We start from the raw sequence: 23190 nt of genomic DNA on the forward strand, positions 1-23190 counted from the left end.
TCAACCTAGGAGCCAGACGGCGGCGGCGCCAGCGGCGGTTGAAATCAGCGCGGTCAGGACGACCAATCCGTAGCGGGGCGGCCTGACCACGGCGATGTGCGGGAGCGGGGGCGCGGGCGGCGCGGCGCCGGGCGGCGGATAATAATAGTCGATGCGGCGGATAAGGTCGGGAAGCCGGCGCAACAGGCGCACGTTGCGGACGATCTCGTCGGCGATGCGCGCCTCGGGCCCAAGCTCGCCGCGCACCCATTCCTGCAGGAACGGCTCGGCAGTCTCCCACATGTTGATGTCGGGATCGAGCGCAGTGGCCACCCCTTCCTCCATCACCATCGTCTTCTGAAGCAGCAGAAGATGCGGCTGTATCGGCATTTCGAAGTCGCGCGTGATCTTGAACAGGCTGTCGAGCATCTGGGCGACCGATATGTCCTTGACCGGAAGCCCCCGGATCGGCTCGCCGACCGCGCGCAGCGCCGTGGCGAACTCTTCGATATTGTGGTGCGCCGGGACATATTGCGCTTCGAAATGGATTTCGGCGACGCGGCGGTAATTTCCGGTGATCAGCCCGTAGAGGATCTCGGCCAGCCAGACCCGCGCCTGCCGGTCGATCCGGCCCATGATCCCGAAATCGATCGCGGCGAGCCGGCCGTCCGGCAGCGCGAACAGATTGCCCTGGTGCAGATCGGCGTGGAAGAAGCCGTCGATCACGGCCTGGCGCAGGAAGGCGCGGACCAAGGTGGCGGCGAGCGCCTTGAGATCGTGGCCGGCCGCGACCAGCGCCTGGCGATCGGTAAGCTTGATTCCGTCGATCCACTCCAGGGTCAGCACGCGGCGCCCGGTGCGCGCCCAATCGATCTGCGGAACGAAGAAGCCGCTCTCCGCCGCGAGATTCTCCCTGAGTTCGGAGGCCGAGGCGCCTTCGTGGCGAAGGTCGAGCTCGCGATTGGTCCACTGGCGGAAGGTGGCGACGACCAGCCTCGGCCGAAGTCGGGCCGCTTCCCCGCCCATCGCTTCCACCTGGGCGGCCGCCCATTCGTAGGTGTCGAGCGCCCTGGCGAAATCCTCCTCGATGTTCGGACGCAGCACCTTGACCGCCACCAGCCGGCCGTCCGTCGTGACGGCGCGGTGGACCTGGGCGATCGAGGCGGCGCCGACCGGCTCCGGGTCGATATGGGAGAAGAGCTCGTCGATCGGCCGCTCGAGCCCCTCCTCGATGGCGCGTCGGACCGCTTCGAACGGCGCGGGCGGCAGGCTGTCCTGGAGACGCAGGAGGTCGTGCGCCGCTTCCTCGCCCACCAGATCGGGGCGGGTGGCCAGCGCCTGGCCGAACTTGATCGCCGCCGGCCCGATTTCCTGAAAGGCCTCCGAATAGGTGGGCACGGGTGGGATCCTCGCGCCGAAGCGGGCGATCCGGGCCAGCCGCCGCACGGGCGTCGGCGTGTTGACGTCCCGCTCGATCCCGCGCAGCGCGCCGTGCCGCGCCAGCACCCGGCCCCATTTCAGGAGCCGCCAGACATGGACGATCGGCTGGGTCATGCGTGGCTGCCGATCCGGTCCGGCCGAGCCATGCTCAGACCTTCCAGCCGCTGTGGATGGCGACCAGTCCGCCGAGGATCGGCCTGGCGGCGACGTTCCCGAAACCGGCTTTCCCGATCATCCGCGAGAAGGCGGCCATGTCGGGGAAGCGCTCGATAGATTCGATCAGATAGCGATAGCTGTCGGCATCTTGCGCGACGATGCGGCCGATGCGGGGCACCAGATATCGGCTGTAGGTCCGATAGGCCTCCTGGAAGCCCGGCCAGCGCGTCTGCGAGAATTCGAGGCAGAAGAAGCGCCCGCCCGTCTTCAGCACACGATGGGCTTCGGCCAGGGCATCGGCGATATGGGTGACGTTCCTTATCCCGAAGGCGATGGTGTAGGCGTCGAACGTCGAGTCCGCGAAGGAGAGGCGCTCGGCATTCTCCTCGGCCCACGTCAGGCCCTCCAGGCCGCGCCGCCCGGCGCGGTCGATGCCGACCGAGAGCATGTCGGGGTTGATGTCCGCGACGGTCACCTCCGCGCCCCGGCGGGCGAGACGGAAGGCGACGTCGCCGGTGCCGCCCGCCATGTCGAGGATTTTCTCGCCGGGCCTCGGGCGGACGAGGCGGACGAAATGATCCTTCCACAGCCGGTGCTGCCCGCCCGACATCAGATCGTTCATGAGGTCGTAGCGCGAGGCGACGCTGGAGAAGACGCCGCGCACCCGCCGCGTCTTTTCCGCCGGTTCGACTTGCTCGTGGCCGAAAGATACCTTGTCCATCGCGCGTGCCTCTAGCAGGGGAGAATGAGGATGTGCACTTCTCTAATCCAACTTTCCGATGCCTGAGCTTCCCGAGGTAGAGACGACCGTGCGGGGGCTAGCGCCCGTGCTCGAAGGGCGGGAGATCGCCTCGATCGAGCTCCGGCGCGGCGACCTCCGGCGGGCATTCCCGCCGGACCTGCGGCAGCGGCTGACCGGGGCGCGGGTCACCGGATTGCGCCGGCGCGCGAAATACGGCCTGATCGACACCGACCGCGGGGACACCCTGGTCTTTCATCTCGGCATGTCGGGATCGTGGCGGATCGATCCTGCCGAAACCGGGCTTCACGACCATGTCACGATCCTGACCGACGAGGGGAGGCGGCTGACGCTCAACGATCCGCGGCGCTTCGGATCGCTCGACCTGGTGCCGACCGACGCGCTGGAGCGAAGCGAGCCCTTCCTCCGCATGGGCCCCGAGCCGCTCGGCGACGGCTTCGACGGAGCCTATCTGGCACGAGCCCTGAGAGGACGAGTCGCGTCGGTGAAGGCGATGCTGCTCGACCAGCGGATCGTCGCCGGCCTCGGCAACATCTATGTCTGCGAGGCCCTGAACCTGGCCGGCATTGCGCCCGGCCGCCCGGCCGGCCGGATATCGCGGCCGCGGCTCGACCGGCTCGCCGAGGCAGTCAAGGCGGTGCTGAGGGCGGCGATCGAGGCAGGGGGCTCGACGCTGCGCGATTATGCCCAGCCCAATGGCGAGCTGGGCTATTTTTCCGCGCGCTGGCGGGTCTATGGACGGGAGGGGGAGGCCTGTCCCGCTTGCGGCGCGCCGATCCGCCGGAGGGTCGACGGCGGCCGTTCAACCTTCTTCTGCGGGCGATGCCAACGCTGACGCGTCGTGGTTGACCTGGGCGGCTTCAGCGCCTAGATGGCTCGCCTGAGCGGGTGCGGGTGAAGCCGCGCCCTTTTCATTTACAGTTACGAGGCAGTCAGATGGCGAACACGCCGCAAGCAAGGAAACGTATCCGCCGCAACGCCCGCCGCGCCGACATCAACGGCGCCCGCGTCAGCCGCATCCGCACCTTCGTGAAGCAGGTCGAGGCGGCGCTCGCGGCCGGCGACAAGGAGCAGGCGCGCGAAGCGCTGAAGCGGGTCCAGCCGGAGCTGGCGCGCGGCGTTTCCAAGGGCGTGCTGCACAAGAATATGGCGGCCCGGAAATTGTCCCGCCTGACTCGCCGGCTCGTCGCGCTCGGCTAAGCTTTCCCAATTGCGAACGATGCGCCCGCCGGCCCTCGCCGGCGGGCTTTTTCGTGCCCGCAGCAGGCCGTCCGCGAAACCCTAGGTTTTCCCGCGATTCGCGCCATGCTGCGGAGCGGCGCACAGTATAACCCATTGAAAAGTATAAGTAATAATTGCAAGTCTACGAAGTTGCGTGCTTTTTTGCCTGTCAACCCGGTTTAATTGATGTGACGGTTTTTTTACCCCTTGATCGGACTCAGTTCAGGTTCCTAGAACAGAGTTTCCGGCCGGGCGAATCCGCGCCGGACGCAACTGCAAAATGATGCTCTACAGCGGCGCCCGGGGGTGATTCGCCGCTTGGGGAAGTTTTGCGCTCACACGCGCCGCCTTTCCAGCGGCAGCACGAAACTCGAGGGGGTGCTCGCAGGTGCAGACGCAGGCCGAAAGGACCGCCATGTTATCGGAGACCGGCGCAACCGACGTGCTCGGGGCGGCCTGGGAGTCGATTCGCGCGAGTCTTCGGCGGGAATGCGGCGCGCGCACCTTTGACGGCTGGCTTCGCCCGATCGCGCTCGGCGGTTTCGATGCCGAGGCCGGCACGCTGCGGCTCGAGCTTCCGTCCCAGTTCATGGCCGACTGGGTCCAGACTCATTTCTCCGAACGGCTTGCCCTGGCCTGGCGGCAGCGCCTGCCGGACGTCCGCCAGATCAGGATCGGGGTCGGCCCGGCCGCGCCGCGTACCGCAGCGGTCGTCGAGATTCCGTCGTCGCGGGACGATGAATCGGAGTCGGCTGCTCCCGAGGAGGCCGCGAGCCTCTATTCGGTGGCGCTCGAGCCGCGTTACCGGTTCGAGAATTTCGTCATCGGCAAGGCCAACGAGGTGGCCTTCAATGCGGCCCGCACCCTGGCGACAGCCGAGAATGTCGCGTTCAATCCGCTGTTCATTCATGGGGGCACCGGCCGCGGCAAGACCCACCTGCTGCACGCTCTGGGCCACGAATTCCACCGCATGCGGCCGCGCGCGAAGATCATCTACATGTCGGCCGAGAAGTTCATGGTCGAGTTCGTCGCCGCTTTGCGTGCCAACGAAACGATCCGCTTCAAGCAGCAGCTGCGTTCGGCCGACCTGCTGATGATCGACGACGTCCAGTTCATCGCGGGCAAGGAATCGACCCAGGAAGAATTCTTCCACACGATGAACGAGATCATCTCGGCCGGCCGCCGGCTGGCGATCAGCTCGGATCGGGCGCCGCAGGATCTCGACGGAATAGAGCCGCGTATCCTGTCGCGGCTGAGCTGGGGACTGGTCGCCGACATCAACGCCGCCGACCTCGAGCTCAGGCTCAACATCATCACCAAGAAGCTCGAGCAGCTGCCGGACGTGAAGGTCCCCGACGAGGTCGTGATGTTCCTCGCGCGGCGGATCAGCTCGAACGTGCGCGAGCTGGAGGGGGCGCTCAACCGCATCGCCGCCTATGCGATGATGCAGAACCGCACGATCGACCTCGAATTCGTCAGCGAGGTGCTCGCGAACATCCTGCGCGCCAACCAGCGCCGTATCTCCATCGACGAGATCCAGACCCGGGTGTCGGACCATTACCGCATCCGCAAGGCCGAGATGACCAGCGCCCGGCGCGCCCGCGAGGTCGCCCGGCCGCGCCAGGTGGCCATGTATCTGTCAAAGCAGCTGACGCCGCGATCGCTGCCGGAGATCGGCCGGCGCTTCGGCGGCCGCGACCATACGACGGTGATCCACGCCGTCCGCCAGATCGAGAAACTGCGTGCCCAGGATGCCGAGCTCGACGCCGACATCCGGCTGCTGACGCGTCAGCTGGAGAGCTGAGGCCCCGCACCGCTTACAATGAAAAGGGCCGGGTTCCCCCGGCCCTTCGCTCATCCGATAGGGCGGCCCGGCTCAGCCCCGCTCGCGCTCCGGCGCTACCGTGATCCGGACCGTCTCGCCCGAATTGCCCGGGAATCCGGTGAACATCGCCTCGACCAGGTTCGGCACCAGCGTGGGTAGCGCGTTGCTGCGCGACCGCGCCTGGGCGAGCCCCTCGAAGAGGGCCTGGCCGTCGGCGGTGCGGCGAATGTCGAGATCGAGGAAGCTCGTGTAAACGGTGTAGCTGTCGATGTCGTAGCCGCCGAAGCCAGGCCCGAAGAAGGGATCGTGCCAGCCCCAGTAGAAGGGGTGGCGTCGGCCATAATAGCCGAAACGGCTGTAAAAGGGCCGATAGCCGAAACCGTAGCCGTAGCCGAACGGATCGGGTCTCGCCACCACCCGCTCACGGCCGTCGTCGACCCCATAATCAAGCTCGACCACCATGGTCGCCGAGTCCGGCGTAGCCGATTCGCGGTAGCCGAGCGCGGTCAGATGCTGGCGAACCAGATTGGCATATTGGGCGAACTCGAGACCGCCCCGTTTCTCGGGATCGGCGGCCTGGATGACGAAGGTCTGGCCCTGCGGCGCCGGCATCGCCTGGAAACGCTGCACCTGGGCGGGAAAACCGGTGGCGCAGGCGCTGAGCGCGAGCAATGCTGCGGGCGCGGCGAGCGCCAGCATCTTCTTTCTCAATGACATCTGGCAAGCCTTTCGACGCGGGAACTTTTGTCCCGTATATAGAACAGCTTGCCTTTTCGCAAAGTCCCGCTGAATGGCCGATGAAGGTCCTCAACCCCGCATGGCCGGCGTCCCCTGCGGCCGGCCGCACCGCGCCATCCTTCTATGTCCTTGCGCAGCCGCGATTTCCCACTGACTCGGGCGACGCGGTCATTCGGCGAAAATCCGCTTCAGCGCGGCAGCCCGAGCGCGCGATAAGCGCCCTCGAGGGTCGGCGATGCCAGTTCGGCAGCCCTTTGAGATCCATCGACGAGATATTTCTCGAGCATGCCCGGATCGGCGGCGAACTGCTCGAGCCGGGACCGGATTGGCGCGAGCGTCTCGATCATAAGCTCGGCCAGCGCCGGCTTGAACGCTCCAAAGCCCTTGCCGGCAAATTCCTCGACGACCGACTGGGGAGTCCGGTCGGTGAGCGCCGCATAGATGGACACCAGGTTGCGCGCCTCGGGCCGCGCCGCGAGAGCCTCGAACTGGTCGGGGAGGGGGTCGGCGTCGGTCTTCGCCTTGCGGATCTTCTGGGCGATCAGGTCGTCATCGTCGCTGAGATTGATTCGGCTCATGTCCGAAGGGTCCGACTTAGACATCTTCGCCGTGCCATCGCGCAGCGACATGATCCGTGCCGCCGATTCGCCGATATGCGGCTCCGGGATCGTGAACAGATCGACGCCATAGTCGGTGTTGAACTTGGTCGCGATGTCCCGCATCAGCTCGACATGCTGCTTCTGGTCCTCGCCGACCGGAACGTGGGTGGCCTGGTAGAGCAGCACGTCGGCCGCCTGCAGCACCGGATAGGCGAAGAGGCCTACGCTCACTCCCTCGCGGTCCTTGCCGGATTTCTCCTTGAACTGAGTCATCCGGTTCAGCCAGCCGATCCTGGCCGTGCAGCCGAGGATCCAAGCCATTTCCGGGTGGGCCGGCACGCGTGCATGGTTGAACAGGACAGTTCTGGCGGGATCGATGCCGCAGGCAATCAGCGCTGCGGCCATGCCGTTGACGTTCGCCCGCAATTCCGCCGGATCCTTGTAGACGGTGATCGCGTGCAGGTCGGCAAGAAAGATCAGGAAATTGTCGCGTCCTTGGGCTTCGTGCTGCATCTTCACCCAGCGCCGGATCGCCCCGAGATAATTGCCGAGGTGAAGGTTGCCGGTCGGCTGGATTCCGGAAACGACGCGCATCAATTCTTCCTTCCCTTTCTCGTCAGCACCCTGATCCGATCCCGGTCGATCGCGCCGATCAGGAAGGCGACACCGAAATAGGTGGCGGAGCCTACGCCGACCAGCACGACCAGCGCCAATACTCGCTCGAACAGGTTGCCCGCATAATAATCCGACATGCCGCCGCGCACGAACCATAAGGCTGCCGCCATCGCGGCCGCGGCGACCAGCAGCCGCGCGATCCGGGAGAGCAGCCGGCCATCGGCGCGATAATGATCGCGGCGCACCAGGATGAAGTAGAGGATGAGGCAGTTGAGCCAGGCCCCGATCGCACTAGCGGCGGCGACGCCGACGACGCCGAAGCGATAAAGAAACAGCAGATTGAAGGCGAAGAAGAAGCCCAGCGCCACGAGCGCCGCATAGACGGGCGTGCGGGTGTCGGCGCGTGCATAAAAGGCCGGCGTCAGCACCTTGATCAGCACGTAAGCGGGCAGGCCGGCCACCAGCGCACTCAGCACGTTGGCGGTGACCAAGGCATCTCCCGGCGTGAACCGGCCGCCCAGGAAGACGATAGTGACGAACGGGAGCGCGCACAGGGCGAGCGCGATCGTCGCCGGCAGGGTCAGCAGCATCGCGATCTCGATCGCGTCGGACTGCACCCGGTCCGCGGCCGCGCGCTCATTTCCCCCGATATGCCTGGACAGTGCGGGAAGGATGGCGGTGCCGAGCGCGATCCCGATGATTCCCAGCGGGAGCTGATTGAGCCGGTCGGCATAGTTCACATAGCTGAGCGCGCCGCTCGGCAGCTGGTTGAGGAAGTAGACCTGAAGCAGCTGATTGACCTGGTAAGCGCCGGTCCCGAGCGCGGCGGGCAGGGCGATCCAGCCCAGGCGCTTGACCTCAGGCGTCAAGCGCGGCCGGCCGATGCGCGGCCGAAACCCCGAACGGCGTACCCAATAATAGACCCAGGCGAGCTGAAGCAGCCCGGCTGCGGCGACGGACCAGGCAAGGAGGATCGCAATGTCTCCCGGCGTGGCGCCCTCGCGCTGCAGCAGCGCGCCTGCGAGCAAGGCGACGATCATCACCAGATTGAGCAGAATCGGGAAGGATGCTCCGGGCGCGAAGCGTGAAACCGAGTTCAGCATGCCCACGAACACGGTGACCAGGCTGATGAGCAGGATGTAGGGAAAGGTGATTCTCGCCAGCGTCACGCCGAACTCGAACTTTCCCGGAATCGCCTGCCAATCGCTGGCCAGCATCCAGATCACGGCCGGCATGGCGAGCTCGAACAATGCGACGATCACGACCAGGATCGGGACGAACACGGACAGGACGTCGTTGCTGAAGTCCCGCGCCGAATCCAGGCCGCCGTCGGAGTGAAGGCGCTTGCTGAACATGGGCACGAAGGCGGCCGAGAAGGCGCCTTCCGCGAACAGCCTGCGAAAGGTGTTGGGCAGCAGGAACGCCATCAGGAAGGCGTCCGTGACGGCTCCCGCACCCAGGATGCGGGCGAAGATCATCTCGCGCGCGAAGCCGGCAAGCCGGCTGACCATCGTCAGGCCGCCGATGATTCCGGTGGACCTGAGCAGGCTCATTGCAAAGCCCCGATTCCTGCCGCAGCGGCTAGCATCAGCCGCTTCAGGCCTGGCCGGTCACGTCTCCGATCTGGCCTCCGTTCGACTGCTGGGCGGCGCGCTGCATGTAGAGGCTGGCAAAGTCGATCGGATCTAGCAGCAGCGGCGGGAATCCGGCGTCGACGACCGCGTCCGAGATGATCCGGCGCGCGAAGGGGAAAAGGATGCGCGGCGCCTCGGCGAGGAGGAAAGGCTGCAACTGCTCCTGCGGCAGGTTCCTCAGCGCGAACAGGCCCCCGTAGAGCAGCTCCATCTGGAAGGCGGTGCCCTCGGCGGACTTGGCGGCGATGTCCACCTTGAGCACGACCTCGTGCAGATCCTGGCCGACCGGCTGCGAGCCGATGTTGAACTGGACGTCCATCTGGGGCTGGCCCTGCCATTGGTAGACGGCCGGCGCGTTCGGGTTTTCGAAGGAAAGGTCCTTCACATATTGGGCGATGACGCCGACCTGCGGCGCTCCGCCCGCCACGCCCAATTCCTGCTCGCCCGCGCCGTTGGCGCCTTCCTGTTCGGCCATCTCTTCAAATCCCCGGAATCACAATGGAAATGCCGCGCCCCCGCCGGAAGCGGCGGCGCGCGGCGACGCCTGCGCGCGGGTAGCAGGCGCCCGGGCGGGGCGCAACATCCGGCACGCTCGTTCGTTGCAGGGAATGCGGATTTGAATCGTACCCGGTTCGCGCCTATGTAGGAAGTCCGCCAAGGAGAATGGAATTGACCGTCGGAATCGTGCTGCTGGCCATGATCGCGCTGTTCGTGGGCCTGCGGCTTTACGCCGTGCTCGGACAAAGGACGGGTCATGAACAGCAGCCGGTGACGCGACCGGAGGCTACCCCCGGCCTCGAGCCCATGACGGCGCCGGCCGAGACCAAGTCGGGCGCTGCCGAGCCCAGCAGCCTGGCCTTCGAGCAGGGCGCCGCCGCCGGCATCCGGTCGATCATCGCGGCCGATTCCGACTTCGACGTCGCGCGCTTCCTGGAAGGCGCTCAGGCGGCCTATCGGATGATCCTCGAGGCCTTCTGGAGGGGCGACCGTGCAGAGCTGGCCCATCTGGTGGGAGACGAGGTTCGCGCCACCTTCGAGGCAGCCATCGACGAGCGCGAGGCTGCCGGCCACAAGCTGGACAACCGACTGGTAGCGATCGAGCGGGCCGCCATCGACGATGCGCGGCTGGACGGCCGTACGGCCCAGATCGACGTGCGTTTCGACGCCTTCGTCGTCGCGGTCACCCGCGACGCGCAAGGCGAGCTCGTCGCCGGCTCGCTCAGCGACGCCATTCCGACCCACGATGTCTGGACCTTCCGTCGCGACCTCAACGCCCGCGACCCGAACTGGCTGCTCGTCGAGACCGACGAGGTCGCCTGAACCGGCAAGCCCGTCGCCGAACGGCGATTTCGCCTCGTCATCGACTGACCTCGCAGGCTATGCGGGGCAATGGCGCGTTCCGATTCCCCCTTGCTCACCTTCCGCCCGCTGCTCCTGCTCGGCCTGCTGATCGCGATCGGAAGTTGCGCGCGCACCGTTCCGCCCCCGCGCGAGGCCCCGCCCGTTCCCGAATCGCCGCCGGAGCCGGAAGTCGCGCTCGAAGCGGGAGTAGTGGCGGGGCCGCCGATCGGTGCGCTCGGCATCTCGCCCGCCGCAGCCGCGGCCGCGCTGCAGGCGTTCAGAATTTCCTGCCCCGATCTTCTCCGTCGCGACGATGCCTCCGGCCTGACCCGCCCCTCCGACTGGAGCACGACCTGTGCCGCCGCGGGGTCATGGACCGAGGCGGATGCTTCCGCCTTCCTCGCCGCTCACCTGGAGGCGGTCATCGTCGGGGACGGAAATGCCTTCGCCACCGGCTATTACGAGCCGGAAATTCCGGGCTCGCGGGAGCGTCGGCCGGGCTATGACGTGCCGATCTACTCCAAGCCAGGCGACCTGCTGGACCGCAATCCCCTCACCGGCGAAGCCGGTCGGGGACGATTGGACGAGAATGGCCGATACGTCCTCTATTACGAGCGAGCGGACATAGAGGAGGGCGCGCTCGCGGGCCGGGGCCTCGAAATAGCCTGGGCGGCCGATCCGGTCGACCTCTTCTTCCTCCAGATCCAGGGCTCGGGCCGGCTCCGTCTTCCCGACGGATCGGTGATGCGGATCGGCTATGCCGGGCAGAACGGCCGCGAATATGTCGCGATCGGACGGCTGCTGCGCGAGCGTGGCATATTGGAGAGCCCGATCACCATGCAGGCGATCGTCGACTGGCTTCGGGCCAATCGCGAAGCGGGCCGCGCTCTGATGCGCGAGAATCGCAGCTACGTCTTCTTCCATGAGCTGACCGGCCCCGGCCCGCTCGGCTCCCTCGGCCGGCCGGTCACGCCGCGGGTCAGCATCGCCGCCGACCCGCGGTTCGTGCCACTGGGGGCGCCGGTCGTGCTCGCCGGCATGGACAACCGCCTGGCCGACGGAATCTGGGTCGCTCAGGACACTGGCGGCGCGATCCGCGGTGCCAACCGGTTCGACACATTCTGGGGCGCCGGTACTGAGGCGGCGGAGATTGCCGGCGGAATGTCGGCCCGCGGCCGCGCCTATCTGCTGCTTCCGCGCGGAACCGTCGCGCGCCTCGCCGGCCGGATCGATGGCGCGACGCCTCAGCGCTGAGGAGCGCGCGCTCTGGCGCAAGGTCGTGGAGACGGTACGGCCGTTCGAAGGCATGGCGGTGCCTGCGCCCGAAACCGCGGCCTCCAATCCGGGTCATTCGGCGGCAGCAGCGGCGCCACCCCAGCGCCGACGCGTGCCGCCTGCGGAGCGGGCGGGCGCGGGCAGGGCAACGCCTGGCACCACGCTCGACGGCGGCTGGGATCGCCGCCTGGCCCGGGGCCTGGTTGCACCCGACGCGGTCGTGGACCTTCATGGCCACGACCTCGCCGGCGCTTATGCCCGCCTCGACCGCAATCTGGAGGAGGGAATCGCCCGTGGCTGGAGATTGCTGTTGCTCGTCACCGGCAAGCCGCCGCGCGACGATCGCCGCCCGGTCGTCCGCGGCGCCATCCGCGCCGCAGTCGGGGATTGGCTGCAGGCGTCGCGGCATGCCGCGGACATCGCCGCGGTGCGCAACGCTCATCCGCGCCACGGCGGCACCGGCGCACTTTATATCGTCCTTCGGCGCAAGCGGGACGGACGACCTGGAAGAAACCCGCCGTAAATTGGTAAGACGTATGAGCGACTTGCCGAGTAGAGGCACAGTATTGGGTCGTTATATTTGCAATTTGTAAAGTCATGCTCCTTATTGGCGAGCCATGACCCGCTTCGGAAGGGATGTGCTTGCCGCGTCTGCTGTCGCGATCGCGACCTATCTGACCGCCCATGCCCTGGTCCCGCGGGCCGAGCCCCCAACCGATCGTGACGAATCCTCGACGCGCTACTTCCGCGACTGCAGCGAGGCGCGAGCTTCGGGCGATGCCCCGATCTACCCGCGCGAGCCGGGCTACCGCGCCGCTCTGGACGAGGACGGAGACGGAATCGCCTGCGAACTCTATTCCGGCGGTTGAGGCTCGATACCCAGCGCTGCGCGGATGACGCGGCCATAGATGCGCTGGAGCGCCAATATGTCATCCACCGCCGCCGCCTCGTCCAGCTTGTGCATGGTGGCATTGGGCAGGCCGAAATCGACCACCGGGCACATTTCAATCAGGAACCGCCCGTCCGATGTGCCGCCGTGGGTTGAGAGGCGGGGCCGGGCGCCGGTTTCCGCTTCAATGGCGGCGCTGACGATCTCGTAAATCGGGCCCGCCGGGGTCAGAAACGCCTCGCCCGAGATCTTCGCCTCGACCGTGCTTCCCGGGGCGGCGGCCTCGGCGGTGCGCCGTACCCGTTCGACGAGCGCCTCGCCGCTCTGCAGGTCGTTGAACCGGATGTTGAGCTGCGCGAAGGCGGCGCCCGGTATGACATTGGTCGCTTTGCTGCTCGTCTCGACGGCGGTGATTTCGAGATTCGAGGGCTGGAACGCGTCATTGCCATCGTCCAGCTTCAGGGCGCAAAGCGCGTCGATCAGCCGTCCGAGCCGGGGCACCGGATTGTCCGCCCGGTGCGGATAGGCGACATGGCCCTGGATGCCGGGCAGCTTGATCCACATGTTGACCGAGCCGCGCCGGCCGATCTTGACGACGTCGCCGAGCCGCGCCTCCGAGGTCGGCTCGCCGATCAGGATCATGTCCGGCCGGATGCCGCGGGCCTTCATCCATTCGATCAGTCGCGGCGTTCCGTACGTAGCGGGCCCCTCCTCGTCGCCGGTGATGATCAGGCTCAACGTGCCGGCGTGGCGGGGAAGGTCGGCGCAGGCGGCAACGAAGGCCGCGATCCCACCTTTCATGTCGACGGCCCCGCGGCCGTGAATCAGGCCGCCGCGCAGCTCGGGCACGAAAGCGTCGGTCGCCCAGCCGTCGCCAGGCGGAACGACGTCGAGATGGCCGGCGAATCCGAAATGCGGGGCGCCCGAACCGCGGGTGGCGAACAGATTTTCCACCGGCCCGTCCGGCGGCTCGCCTTCGACGAACCGATGCACGGCAAACCCCAAGGGGAGCAGGGCCGCTTCGAGCACGTCGAACACCTCGCCGCTGGCAGGCGTGATGCTGGGGCAGGCAATCAGGCGGCCGGCCAGTTCGACCGGGTCAATCGTCGTCGTCATGCGCCTCCGGATCGTCGACGGGCCGCAAAACCCGTTTCCTTGCCCGTGCGACGCCGTCTAACACGGGACCGGAGAAACGCCATGCCGAAGCTTGCCCTGGAATCGATCGAGCAGACCAGCCGGACCGGTTATCCGCCGCCTTATGCCGAGGTGATGGCCAAGCGCCATTACCGGCGACTGGCCCCGGCCTCGGGCCTGACCGACTTCGGCGTCTCTCATGTCGTGCTCGAGCCCGGCGGAATTTCCAGCCAGCGGCATTGGCACGAGGGTGAGGACGAGTTCGTCGTCATGATCCAGGGGGAGGCCGTGCTGGTCGAGGATGAGGGGGAGACGCTGCTTCGCGCTGGCGATTGCGCAGCCTTTCCAAAGGGCGTGCCCAACGGCCATCACCTCATCAACCGGAGCGATGCGCCGTGCGTTTTCTTCGCGTTCGGCAAGGCGTCGACCACCGACTGCCACTATCCCGATGTCGACATGCACCTGGACGGCGCCACCCAGCGGTTCGTCCGCAAGGACGGAAGCGACTTCTGACAAGCCCCCCGGCGCGGAGACGCGAGGAACCTCTGCCGGTCCGCCGGCCGCCATCATCTCGTCACGATCAGACGGGCGAGCAACCTTTGCGTCTGCGCGCCGCCCGATTTCCGTCGCGTCGATGTCCGCTCAGGCGGATGAGCATCCTACTCCTGCGGACGCGCTTCCGGCACCCGTGTCGCCTGGATGTGGACCGCCTTCCATTCGCCGGCGATGCGGCGGAACGTGTCGGAGAAGCGGATGCGGCTGGAGAAGGCCTGGCCGCCGGCGGTCCCGCGCAGCACCGCCTCGCCGCCGACGACCGCGACATCGGGGGCCAAAGGCAGGAAATAGCGGTCGGTGATCGTCACCGGCTCGAACGTCACCTGCGGATCCATCCATCCTGCGATGAACTCACTCCGGCCCTGGCGCCGCCCATCGCTGCCGACGAACACGAGGTCCTCGGCAACCATCGCCTCCAGCGTCTCGAGATCCTTGCCGAGCTGCGCCCGGTCGAACCGGTCGGCGAGCTCGCGCATCGCCTCCTGCGAAGGGGCGGACTGGGCGAAAGCGGGCATACCGAGCCCCACCAGCGCGGCGGCAGCCGCAATGAGCCATAGCCTCATCCGACCGGCTGCTCATATTGCTCGATCACCCAGGGTTCCTCCTGTGCAGCCTCGATCCATTCCTTCATCCAGGCATGGTCGAGGATCGTCTCCATATAGGCCGCGGCGAAGCGCGGGACCGGGATCGAATAAGTGACGAAACGGGTGACGACGGGTGCGAACATGATGTCGACGGCACCAAACTCGCCGAACAGATAGGGCCCGCCGCTGCCGTGGCGCGCGCGCGCCTGAGCCCACAATTCCATGATCCGCAGCAGCTCGGTCCGCACCGGCTCGCTCAGCTTCGGTGTCGGGAACTGCTTGCGAACGTTCATCGAAAGCTCGCGGCGAATATTGGGGTAGCTGGAGTGCATTTCCGCGGCCATGGACCGGGCCATGCCTCGCGCCGCATCGTCGCGCGGCCAGTAGCGCGCCTTGTCGGTCTTGTCGGCGAGCCATTCGACGATCGCCAGGCTGTCCCAGATCACCGTCTGGTCGTCCCACAGGATCGGAACCTTTCCGCCGGAGGGCGCGAATTCGTCGCCCTCGGTCCGCTTGCTCCAATTCTGGTCGAACATCGGCACGGTGATTTCTTCGAACGGCAGGCCAGACTGCTTCACGGCCAGCCAGCCGCGCAGCGACCAGGAGGAATAGGCCTTGTTGCCGATGATGAGCTTGAGCAACGCCATCCACTCCTTATGTTCGATCGTTCAGGTCTGCGCCGCCTCTAACACCGCGGACCGCAGCTTTTCCATCCCCGCGCCGGTTTCGCTCGACGTCGCGATGATCTCGGGAAAGGCGGCGGGATGCCGCCGCGCCTCCTCGGCGGTGCGCTGCTCCACCTCGGCCAGCTCGGTCGGCTTCACCTTGTCGGTCTTGGTGAGAATGATCCGATAGCCCACCGCAGCGTCGTCGAGCATCTTCATCACGTCGCGATCGACGTCCTTGATTCCGTGCCGGCCGTCGATCAGCAGCAGGGTGCGCTTGAGCACGACCCGCCCACGCAGATAGTCGTTCACCAGATATCGCCAGCGTCGGGCCAGATCCTTCGGCGCCTTGGCGAATCCATAGCCTGGCATGTCGACCAGCCGCAGCCGGGGCGGATCGCCGACGTCGAATATGTTCAGCTCCTGGGTGCGGCCGGGCGTGTTGGACGTCCGCGCCAAGCCGTTGCGGTTGGTCAGCCGGTTCAGCAGCGACGACTTGCCGACATTGGAACGGCCGGCGAAGGCGATCTCGGGCAGGACCGGCGGCGGCAGATGCTGGAGCTGAGGCGCAGATTTGAGGAAGGCGACCGGTCCCGAGAAGAGCTTCCGGGCGGCGTCATCGAGCGATGCCGGCTCCATCTCGCCGCTCACTGGCTGCGCGGCTTCGGCTTGCGTCGTCCGCTCCTCGCCGGCTTGGGCTCCGGCGATTCCGGTTGGGGAGGCGGCGCGGGGCCCGTCACAGTTGCGGCATCGAGGCCCTGCTTGAGCACCGGGTGACGGGCGTAGAGCAGCCGCTGCTGACCGATCGAGAGGATATTGTTGGTCACCCAGTAGAGCTGCAGCCCCGCCGCAAAGGGCGCCATGAAGAACATCAGCACCCAAGGCATCAGCGCGAACACCTGGCGCTGTACGGGATCCGGCGCCTGCGGGTTGAGGCGCATCTGCAGCCACATCGTCACGCCGAGCAGGATCGGCAGGATTCCGACGGCGATCAGAGCCGGCGGCTGGAAGGGGAGGAAGCCGAACAGGTTCACCGGGGTAAGCGGATCGGGCACGGAGAGATCGCGGATCCACAGCGCGAACGGCTCGTGGCGCATCTCGACGGCCAGAAGCAGCACCTTGTAGAGCGCGTAGAAGATCGGGATCTGCAGCAGGATGGGAAGGCAGCCCGCCATCGGGTTGACCTTCTCCTCCTTGTAGAGCTTCATGATCTCCTGCTGCATGCGGACCCGATCGTCCTTGTAGCGCTCCTGAAGCGCTTTCTGCTTGGGCTGAATGACCCGCATAGCCGCCATCGAGGCGAACTGCTTCTGGGCGACCGGATAGAGCAGCAGCCGGACGATGATGGTGAGGCAGATGATCGCCACGCCGAAATTGCCGATCAGGGCAAAAAGCCAGTTCAGCAGAGTGTAGATCGCCTGCATGAACCAGCGGAACCAGCCCCAGTCGATTGCTCGCTCGAGCGGCGTGCCGAGCGCTTCGCTGTAGGCGTCGAGACGCTCGATCTCCTTCGCACCGGCAAACAGGTGCGACTGGTAGGAGGCGATCGCTCCGGGCGCGACCTGCGCAGCCGGCGCGACGAACTCGCTCTGATAGCTGTTGGTTTCCGGGTTGTAGCGAATCGCGGAGTCGACCGTGCTCGACTGGTCGGGGATGACCGCCGCGAGCCAGAATTTGTCGGTGAAACCGACCCAGCCGCCGCGGCTTCGGGAGCGGTGCTCGCCTTCCTCGGCGATGTCGTCATAATCATTGTCATAGTCGGCCGCGCCGTCGAACACGCCCATCGGCCCGACATGGGCGGTCCAGGTGTCGGGATCCGCCGACGGGCCGACCCGGCTCGCCAGAGCATAAGGCCGCGCCCGCACCGGCGCGGCCCCGCGGTTGATCAGGCTCTGCCGGGAAGCGATCAGATAGCCGTCGTCGATGGTCAGTTCGATCTGAAAGATCTGGCCCTGGCCGTTATTCCAGCTCAGCGTTACCGGGCTGGCGGGCGTGAGGCGTTCATTGCTCGCCTGCCACACCGTGTCCGGCCCCGGCGTCGGAACTCCCTCGCCGATCCAGCCGAACGTGCCGAAATAGGCATTGGGCGTGCCTGCCGGCGAGAAGAGACGCACCGGCGGGGAATCCTTGGCGAGACCTTCACGATGGCGCAGCAGGACGAGATCGTCGATCCGCGCGCCCTTCAGGTTAATCGATCCGCGCAGGCTCGGCGTCTCGATCTGCACCCGCGGAGTCTCGGCGAGGACGACGGCTCGGTCCCGAATCGCGGCCGGCGAATCGGCGGCCGGATCGGCGCCGGGCTGCGGCAGGGGGACCTGGCGCCCGTCTTCGATCCTGGTCACGGGAGGGTTGGCCGCGGGGAACCAGATTTCGCTGACGAAGCCCCACCCGATCAGCACGATCGCCGAGAGGACGATCGCCAGGATCATGTTCTTATGTTCGTTCACTTGGGTCGGGCCCCTCTAAGCTCATGGTACCGGATCTTCGCCGGATCCCCCCCAGGGATGGCAGCGGAGCAGGCGCCTGGCGGCGAGCCACCCTCCGCGGAGCGCGCCATAGCGGGAAAGAGCGGTGATTGCATAGGCCGAGCAGCTTGGCGTGTAGCGGCAGCTCGGCGGCAGCACGCGCGACGGCCCTAGCTGCCAGCCGCGCGCGATCAGGATGAGCAAGCGCGCCAGCATCAGGCGGCCGTCCGCTCGGCCTTCGGCCTCAGGCGAGCAAGTGCGCCTTCAAGATCGGCGCGCAGCTCCGGAAAGGCCTTCTCGATTCCACCGGCGCGACCGATCAGGACGTGATCGGCCCCGGCGATGCCCGAATGCGGCAGCACCATGCGCGCGAGTTCGCGGAAGCGGCGCTTCATCCGGTTGCGGACGACCGCGCCGCCCACCTTGCCGGAGACGGTGATGCCGAGGCGGATCGAGGGATCCTGGTCCCGGCGCGGGCGAACGAGGAGCACGAAACCCGGCGTGGGCGCACGCAGGCCTCGATTGGCGGCGAGATAGTCGGCGCGGCGAGTGAGCCGGCCGATCGCCGGGTTCAGGCCGACAGGCGCTTGCGGCCGCGGTTGCGGCGGGCCGCCAGAACCTTGCGACCTCCCACGGTCGCCATCCTGGCGCGGAAGCCGTGCCGGCGCTTGCGCACGAGATTGCTCGGCTGGAAGGTGCGCTTCATCGCTCATTCCTCGTAAGATCGCTGAAAGAAAAGGGCCGCCTGTGGGAACCCGCGAAAGCCGTGGCTAGTCGTGAGCCCCGCCTGGGCGGCCGGATCGATGGCGCCGATAGGCAAAAGCGCCCGCAAAGTCAATCGCCGGCAAGCCGGTCGGACATGCCGCCGTCGCGCCGGAGCCGCGCCTCGCGGCGGCGGGCGCTCGATCGCCTCATGCCCCAATCGGCCCAGCGCCCCTTGTTCGGGTGACGACGCTTGAATCGGACATATTGCCGCTTCGCCCATTCGCTATATTTGAGAACGAGGCCCAAGCCGAAGCCGAAGACGATAATTCCGCCGGGACCCGGTATCACGCCCACCAGAGGCGCGACGATGATCATCACGCAGCCGAGGAGGAACAGGATCTGCCTGACCATCGGAATGCGTCCCCACGCGAACCATTTCCGCCTGATGCTCATGGCCTCGCATGTGGGGGCGGGGGGCGGCGAGTGCAATCGAGCGCGACCGCGGTCGGCGCGGCTCTTCGCAGGCTTCGGGTCGCGACCGGGGAGTAGACCATTCCGAGCTTACACATCCGCTCTCCGCCTTCGTCCAAGCTCCGGCGGTCGCGTCCGTCGCTATTTCTTAACGACTTCTTTACTATCCACACCGCTAGCTGAACGGCGATGCGTGAACGGCCACAAGTGGAGCAAATGTCCCGCTTCCTCTCTGTCTTCATCCTCTCCTGGGCCGCCGCCGCCTGTCAGACGCCGACGGCCGAGCCGGATGTGCAGCCCGCGGTGATCGTCGCGGAGCAGCCGCGCTGGATGACCATGGTCTCGGGCGCGGATGCGGAGCGGCTTGGGCGGATCGAGGGGATATGGGACGAAGCGCTGATCGAGGCGCGCCGCGCCGGCTTCGAGCGCCGGCTCGAAATAGAAGGCGGGCTGCTCGATCCCGACGGCGCGCTCGAGTGGCCGGCTCCTTCTCCCGGAGCCTACCGGTGCCGGGTGATCCGAATCGTGCGTCCCGGCAGCCAGGAGCGCGTCCTGACCGCCTTTCCGGAGCATTTCTGCCATGTCGGCGTCGAGGGCGAATCCCTCTTCCTCACCAAGGAAACCGGGACCGACCGGCCGTTCGGCTATTTGTGGGGCGACGACAATTCGCGCCGCATGATCTTCCTGGGGTCCATGATGACCGACGGACAGGAGACGCCGCCGCCCTACGGCACCGATCCGGCGACCAACGTCGCGGGCGTGTTCGAACGGGTCGGCTCGCTACGCTTCAGGCTGGTGGTCCCGCAGCCTCGAGATGGGGTGCTCATCGACGTCTACGAGCTGACTCCGGCGCCGGTCCAGCCGGACGAGTGACAAGAAGCGGCTCGGCGTCGCGGCGCCGCTGCACGGCCGCTTGGCAACCTCTTGCCGGACGTCTTGTTTTCGGCATGGGAGAGAGGCGGCCATCTACACCTCCAACATCTTCGCCGTGGCCGGCCTGCTAGTGAAGCTGGTTTATCTGCGTTCGGGCCTCGCGTAGCTGCTCGTGCTCATCGCACTGAAGAGGATCGGGGAGCGCTTCGTTCATATCCCGATCTGGGCGGCGCGCGGCGCCAGCCTCCTCATCGTCGGCGGCACCATTGCCATCTCGCTGGCCGCGCGACGGCGACCTCCGGCCTAAGATCCACATCACCGGGGAACAAAGTAGTCAAAAATCAAGTAGATACTGATCATATATCATTCTGTGTGAGAACGATATCCGATGAACTCAGATTTCTTGCGAAGCTTGGGGGTCCCGGGCGGCTCGAGCGCGCCGGAGAAATATGCGAGAAGCGGCTCCGCGGGCGACGCGCGCGGAATCTAGAAACGGGTACCGAGCGTGAAGGAGAGGCGCGGATCGGGGCGACGCCCGCCGGCGCCGTCGCTCAAAGGCACACCCAGCTCGAGCGAGGCCTCGATGCCGTGGAGGGCCCAGACCCGCACGCCAGCCCCGGCAGAAGCCAAGGAGCCGCCGCCTCTGCCGCCGCGCAGGTTGGAAACGTGGCCGGCATCCGCATAGGCATAGATTTGTGCCCGCCGCAGCGGCCGCGGCAGATCGCGCAGGTCGAAGCGAAGCTCGATGGCGCCGGCGGCGCCCTGGTCTCCGGCAAACTCCCGATAGTCGTAGCCGCGCAGGAAGTAGCGGCCGCCCAAGCCCATCTCCTGGCTGCTGAGCAAGGGCTGGAAGGCGAGCTGCCCCTCCGCGCTTGCCATCAGGCTGAAATCGCCGCCGAGCTCGTGCACGAAGTGGCCCCACAGCTCGAGCCGGGTGAAGCTACCGTCGGCGTCGTCGCGAGATGCGAGTGGGTCTCCCCGCTCGGTGGCATCCAGCAGATCGAGGCCCTGGACGAGAGAAAGACGGGCCTTCGCCCGGCCCTCTCCGACCCGGGCCGTTCCGTAGAGGCTGGCGGTGGCCGCGACGATCCGGTCATTGCGCGTCAACTCGCCTTCACGCCTGAACTCGCTGTCGCGAACGGTCATATCGACCGTGGCCCAAAGGCTCGTGCGCCGGCTGCGCTTCAGCGGCTGCGATATGGCAAGCTCAAGCGCGTAGCTGTCGCCTTCAAGGTCGCGATTGCCCAGTCCCGCGCCGGGTTGGCTCTGCGCCACATAGGCGAACGCCTGGACCTCGGTTCCATTCCGATCGACCGGTAGCCGGTAACCGATATGTGCCATCTTGAACTCTGCAGGCTGGAACGGCGTGGAACTGCCGCCAACGCGCAAGCTGTCGCCCCATTTGGCCAGGCTGTTCAGCTCCGTGGAGACGTGGAGACGTATGGGGCCGACCGTATCGAAGCCCCAATTGTCGAGCGAAACGCGGGTGCGCGACCGGAGGAGGCGAGTCGCCACGGCAAGGACATTCCGGTCGCCGCGGCGAACCATGCGCGCCTGCCCGACGCTCACCCCGGCGAGATCGGCAGCGAGCAGCAGCCGCCGCTCGATTTCGGAGGTCTTGAGCGGGCGGCCACGCGCGAGGGGCGCCAGCTGTCGGTCGACGACGATGCGTGCGGGCCCGGAGACTTCGATTCCGTCTATATGGCCTTCGTCGAGCCTCACGCGCAGGATGCCCTTCGCGACGGACTGGGCCGGGATCCAGGCTCTGGCGAGGCCATAGCCCTCCTGACGCGCGACGTCGGCGATCTCGCGGGCCAGCGCGCGCAGCTGGACTTCGTCGAGCCGGCGACCGAGATACGGCTCGATCGCGGGCGTGAAGACCGCCGGCGGCAGCACTCCCGAACCGTCGACGCGAACCGCGCCGACGAGGAAGCCCGGTTCGGGCGCCGTGACGTCGTCGGCCGGAGGTGCCGCGCGGATTTGCGGAAGCGTTTGCGTAGCATCCGCCGGCTCCGCGCTTTGCTGTTCCTCGGCCACCACGGCCGGATCGGCTCGGTCGATCGGAGACTGCATCTCCGAGGCTGATGCGCCCCAGGGCGCGGCGAGCAGGGTCATCGCGAGGAACATGCCCCGCAGGCGCGAGGAGATTGTCGGGATCGCGGACGACATCGTGCGGTCCCTACTGGGCGATCGTAAACATTCCCTTGCGTGGCAATCGAATTCCTGTGCGCCAACAATGGATTAGGAGAGAGTTAACGCAATCGTTTCACGGCTTGGCAAGGCACGCGGGTTACGCCGCCAGGCTGGACAGGTCCCATTGTTCATTGGGGACCAGGGGAACCGACATGAAGAAGCTGTTCCTGGGAATCGCGCCCCTGATGCTGGCCAGCGGCGGGCCCGCCGCCGCGCAGTCGAGTGCCTGGCGTATCAGCGAGGTCAGCGGCACGGTCCGTGTCATCGAGGATGGTCGCACGCGCGCGGCAACGCGCGGAGCGCTGCTGGCCTCCGGATCCGCGATCGCCACCGCCGCGCAGGGGCGGGCCGTGCTCGTTCGAGGGCGAGAGTTCGTCATCGTGTCGCCCAACAGCCAGATCCGGATTCCCGAGCCGGGCCTCGCGCAGCGCGCGAGCCAGACCGGACAGGCGCGCGGCGGTGTCATGCAGTGGCTTTCCGACTGGGGGACGGCCCTGTTTCGCATCGAGCGGCGAGAAACGCCGCATTTCGGGGTCCAGACCCCCTATCTGGCGGCCGTCGTGAAGGGAACGACCTTCACGGTAACGGTCGGGCCGGCCGGCGCGTCGGTGCAGGTCACCGAGGGCGCGGTCGAGGTCTCGACCCCCGACGGCGGCGCGGTGGAGTTGATTCGTCCGGGCATGATCGCGTCGGTCGACGCGGACGACCTGTACCAGCTCAATATCGACGGTGAGACGAGCCGATCGATCCGGTCGCCGTCGGCGCCTCCGGCGGGCGTGGTGACGACCGCCGTGGCTCCTGCTTCGAACACCCCCTATGTCGGACCCTCAACCCCGGCCGCGACTTTGGCCGTCGCCGTCGCCGAGGACCCCGTTCTTCTGTCCGAGACCACCGACGGGTTGATCGAGGGACGGGCCGGCTTCGATCTGGATGATGAGGAAGCGAGCTTCGAGCTGGCCATGGCGGATGTTGCCGACGCCGTCCATCGAGTCGACGTCGACAATGGCGGGGAGGTTCCGCCGCCGCCCGTCGACGATAACGACGAGGTTCCGCCGCCGCCGCCGGTCGACGAT

Annotated in this window: 27 protein-coding genes; 11 read left to right on the forward strand and 16 right to left on the reverse strand. The window is 66.9% G+C overall.

The window, feature by feature from the left end; translation table 11 throughout:
- Together ubiB and EKM57_RS05240 are read right to left on the reverse strand one after the other, a co-directional pair.
- A complete protein-coding gene (gene ubiB, locus EKM57_RS05235; RefSeq protein WP_129791406.1) occupies nucleotides 1–1533 on the reverse strand; it encodes a 2-polyprenylphenol 6-hydroxylase in 1533 nt (510 codons plus the stop codon).
- A 34-nt stretch (nucleotides 1534–1567) separates the two neighbouring features.
- Nucleotides 1568–2296, reverse strand: coding sequence for a class I SAM-dependent methyltransferase (locus tag EKM57_RS05240; protein ID WP_129791407.1), 729 nt, complete (start codon nucleotides 2294–2296; stop codon nucleotides 1568–1570).
- A gap of 58 nt (nucleotides 2297–2354) precedes the next feature.
- Between EKM57_RS05240 and mutM the strand changes: the two genes are divergently transcribed.
- The 3 genes from mutM (at nucleotide 2355) to dnaA (ending at nucleotide 5360) form a co-directional block, all read left to right on the forward strand.
- Nucleotides 2355–3170, forward strand: coding sequence for a bifunctional DNA-formamidopyrimidine glycosylase/DNA-(apurinic or apyrimidinic site) lyase (mutM, locus tag EKM57_RS05245; protein WP_129791408.1), 816 nt, complete (start codon nucleotides 2355–2357; stop codon nucleotides 3168–3170).
- A 101-nt stretch (nucleotides 3171–3271) separates the two neighbouring features.
- On the forward strand, nucleotides 3272–3535 hold the full coding sequence (gene rpsT, locus EKM57_RS05250; RefSeq protein ID WP_129791409.1) for a 30S ribosomal protein S20: 264 nt from the start codon (nucleotides 3272–3274) through the stop codon (nucleotides 3533–3535).
- A 436-nt stretch (nucleotides 3536–3971) separates the two neighbouring features.
- Nucleotides 3972–5360, forward strand: coding sequence for a chromosomal replication initiator protein DnaA (gene dnaA, locus EKM57_RS05255; protein ID WP_129791410.1), 1389 nt, complete (start codon nucleotides 3972–3974; stop codon nucleotides 5358–5360).
- Nucleotides 5361–5432: 72 nt separating this feature from the next.
- Here the strand turns inward: dnaA and EKM57_RS05260 are convergent, their stop codons facing one another.
- The 4 genes from EKM57_RS05260 to secB form a co-directional block, all read right to left on the reverse strand.
- Nucleotides 5433–6098, reverse strand: coding sequence for a DUF4136 domain-containing protein (locus EKM57_RS05260; protein WP_129791411.1), 666 nt, complete (start codon nucleotides 6096–6098; stop codon nucleotides 5433–5435).
- Between the two features lie 209 nt (nucleotides 6099–6307).
- On the reverse strand, nucleotides 6308–7312 hold the full coding sequence (gene trpS, locus EKM57_RS05265) for a tryptophan--tRNA ligase (protein WP_129791412.1): 1005 nt from the start codon (nucleotides 7310–7312) through the stop codon (nucleotides 6308–6310).
- Entirely contained in the window at nucleotides 7312–8886 is a 1575-nt protein-coding gene (gene murJ, locus EKM57_RS05270; RefSeq protein WP_129791413.1) for a murein biosynthesis integral membrane protein MurJ, read from the reverse strand. Before murJ ends, trpS begins: the two co-directional genes overlap by 1 nt.
- A gap of 43 nt (nucleotides 8887–8929) precedes the next feature.
- Nucleotides 8930–9442 (reverse strand): protein-export chaperone SecB, encoded by a 513-nt coding sequence (gene secB / locus EKM57_RS05275; RefSeq protein ID WP_129791414.1) that lies wholly within the window; start codon nucleotides 9440–9442, stop codon nucleotides 8930–8932.
- A 221-nt stretch (nucleotides 9443–9663) separates the two neighbouring features.
- Between secB and EKM57_RS05280 the strand changes: the two genes are divergently transcribed.
- The 4 genes from EKM57_RS05280 to EKM57_RS05295 all read left to right on the forward strand — a co-directional run bounded on the left by EKM57_RS05280 (nucleotide 9664) and on the right by EKM57_RS05295 (nucleotide 12452).
- Nucleotides 9664–10287 (forward strand): Tim44/TimA family putative adaptor protein, encoded by a 624-nt coding sequence (locus EKM57_RS05280; protein ID WP_371414121.1) that lies wholly within the window; start codon nucleotides 9664–9666, stop codon nucleotides 10285–10287.
- Between the two features lie 69 nt (nucleotides 10288–10356).
- Nucleotides 10357–11562 (forward strand): murein transglycosylase A, encoded by a 1206-nt coding sequence (locus EKM57_RS05285; RefSeq protein ID WP_129791416.1) that lies wholly within the window; start codon nucleotides 10357–10359, stop codon nucleotides 11560–11562.
- Nucleotides 11540–12106: a Smr/MutS family protein gene (locus EKM57_RS05290; protein WP_129791417.1), complete on the forward strand. Its 567-nt coding sequence runs from the start codon at nucleotides 11540–11542 to the stop codon at nucleotides 12104–12106. Before EKM57_RS05285 ends, EKM57_RS05290 begins: the two co-directional genes overlap by 23 nt.
- A gap of 94 nt (nucleotides 12107–12200) precedes the next feature.
- On the forward strand, nucleotides 12201–12452 hold the full coding sequence (locus EKM57_RS05295; RefSeq protein WP_129791418.1) for an excalibur calcium-binding domain-containing protein: 252 nt from the start codon (nucleotides 12201–12203) through the stop codon (nucleotides 12450–12452).
- Here the strand turns inward: EKM57_RS05295 and dapE are convergent.
- Nucleotides 12437–13588 carry a succinyl-diaminopimelate desuccinylase gene (gene dapE, locus EKM57_RS05300; RefSeq protein WP_129791419.1) on the reverse strand — a complete coding sequence of 384 codons (1152 nt, stop codon included), beginning with the start codon at nucleotides 13586–13588 and terminating at the stop codon, nucleotides 12437–12439. The genes EKM57_RS05295 and dapE overlap by 16 nt on opposite strands.
- 81 nt (nucleotides 13589–13669) lie before the next feature.
- Here dapE and EKM57_RS05305 point away from each other — a divergent pair, with 81 nt between their 5' ends.
- A complete protein-coding gene (locus EKM57_RS05305) occupies nucleotides 13670–14119 on the forward strand; it encodes a cupin domain-containing protein (RefSeq protein WP_129791420.1) in 450 nt (149 codons plus the stop codon).
- 146 nt (nucleotides 14120–14265) lie between these two features.
- Here the strand turns inward: EKM57_RS05305 and EKM57_RS05310 are convergent, their stop codons facing one another.
- The 8 genes from EKM57_RS05310 to EKM57_RS05345 all read right to left on the reverse strand — a co-directional run bounded on the left by EKM57_RS05310 (nucleotide 14266) and on the right by EKM57_RS05345 (nucleotide 19033).
- The gene (locus EKM57_RS05310) at nucleotides 14266–14724 is read right to left on the reverse strand and encodes a nuclear transport factor 2 family protein (RefSeq protein WP_129791421.1); all 459 of its coding nucleotides are present in this window, start codon (nucleotides 14722–14724) and stop codon (nucleotides 14266–14268) included.
- Complete coding sequence (locus EKM57_RS05315) at nucleotides 14721–15392, reverse strand: glutathione S-transferase family protein (protein WP_129791422.1); 672 nt, start codon at nucleotides 15390–15392, stop codon at nucleotides 14721–14723. Before EKM57_RS05315 ends, EKM57_RS05310 begins: the two co-directional genes overlap by 4 nt.
- 21 nt (nucleotides 15393–15413) lie before the next feature.
- Nucleotides 15414–16049 (reverse strand): ribosome biogenesis GTP-binding protein YihA/YsxC, encoded by a 636-nt coding sequence (gene yihA / locus EKM57_RS05320; RefSeq protein WP_129791469.1) that lies wholly within the window; start codon nucleotides 16047–16049, stop codon nucleotides 15414–15416.
- A gap of 8 nt (nucleotides 16050–16057) precedes the next feature.
- Nucleotides 16058–17857 carry a membrane protein insertase YidC gene (gene yidC, locus EKM57_RS05325; RefSeq protein ID WP_129791423.1) on the reverse strand — a complete coding sequence of 600 codons (1800 nt, stop codon included), beginning with the start codon at nucleotides 17855–17857 and terminating at the stop codon, nucleotides 16058–16060.
- A 21-nt stretch (nucleotides 17858–17878) separates the two neighbouring features.
- Nucleotides 17879–18091: a membrane protein insertion efficiency factor YidD gene (gene yidD, locus EKM57_RS05330; RefSeq protein WP_129791424.1), complete on the reverse strand. Its 213-nt coding sequence runs from the start codon at nucleotides 18089–18091 to the stop codon at nucleotides 17879–17881.
- Complete coding sequence (gene rnpA / locus EKM57_RS05335; RefSeq protein WP_243450902.1) at nucleotides 18091–18450, reverse strand: ribonuclease P protein component; 360 nt, start codon at nucleotides 18448–18450, stop codon at nucleotides 18091–18093. The genes yidD and rnpA overlap by 1 nt, the downstream gene beginning before the upstream one ends.
- Complete coding sequence (rpmH, locus tag EKM57_RS05340) at nucleotides 18447–18581, reverse strand: 50S ribosomal protein L34 (protein ID WP_129791470.1); 135 nt, start codon at nucleotides 18579–18581, stop codon at nucleotides 18447–18449. The genes rnpA and rpmH overlap by 4 nt, the downstream gene beginning before the upstream one ends.
- A gap of 128 nt (nucleotides 18582–18709) precedes the next feature.
- Nucleotides 18710–19033, reverse strand: coding sequence for a hypothetical protein (locus EKM57_RS05345; RefSeq protein WP_243450894.1), 324 nt, complete (start codon nucleotides 19031–19033; stop codon nucleotides 18710–18712).
- 234 nt (nucleotides 19034–19267) lie between these two features.
- Here EKM57_RS05345 and EKM57_RS05350 point away from each other — a divergent pair, with 234 nt between their 5' ends.
- Nucleotides 19268–19924, forward strand: coding sequence for a DUF4893 domain-containing protein (locus EKM57_RS05350; RefSeq protein WP_165357187.1), 657 nt, complete (start codon nucleotides 19268–19270; stop codon nucleotides 19922–19924).
- Between the two features lie 172 nt (nucleotides 19925–20096).
- Nucleotides 20097–20231: a hypothetical protein gene (locus tag EKM57_RS22645; protein WP_256386856.1), complete on the forward strand. Its 135-nt coding sequence runs from the start codon at nucleotides 20097–20099 to the stop codon at nucleotides 20229–20231.
- A gap of 179 nt (nucleotides 20232–20410) precedes the next feature.
- Here EKM57_RS22645 and EKM57_RS05355 read toward each other — a convergent pair whose 3' ends face one another.
- A complete protein-coding gene (locus EKM57_RS05355) occupies nucleotides 20411–22093 on the reverse strand; it encodes a ShlB/FhaC/HecB family hemolysin secretion/activation protein (RefSeq protein ID WP_129791426.1) in 1683 nt (560 codons plus the stop codon).
- Nucleotides 22094–22269: 176 nt separating this feature from the next.
- Here EKM57_RS05355 and EKM57_RS05360 point away from each other — a divergent pair.
- On the forward strand, nucleotides 22270–23190 hold a 921-nt coding region (locus EKM57_RS05360), incomplete at its 3' end, for a FecR domain-containing protein (protein ID WP_165357188.1).

This window comes from Sphingosinicella sp. CPCC 101087, assembly GCF_004151485.1.
Classification (GTDB): domain Bacteria; phylum Pseudomonadota; class Alphaproteobacteria; order Sphingomonadales; family Sphingomonadaceae; genus Allosphingosinicella.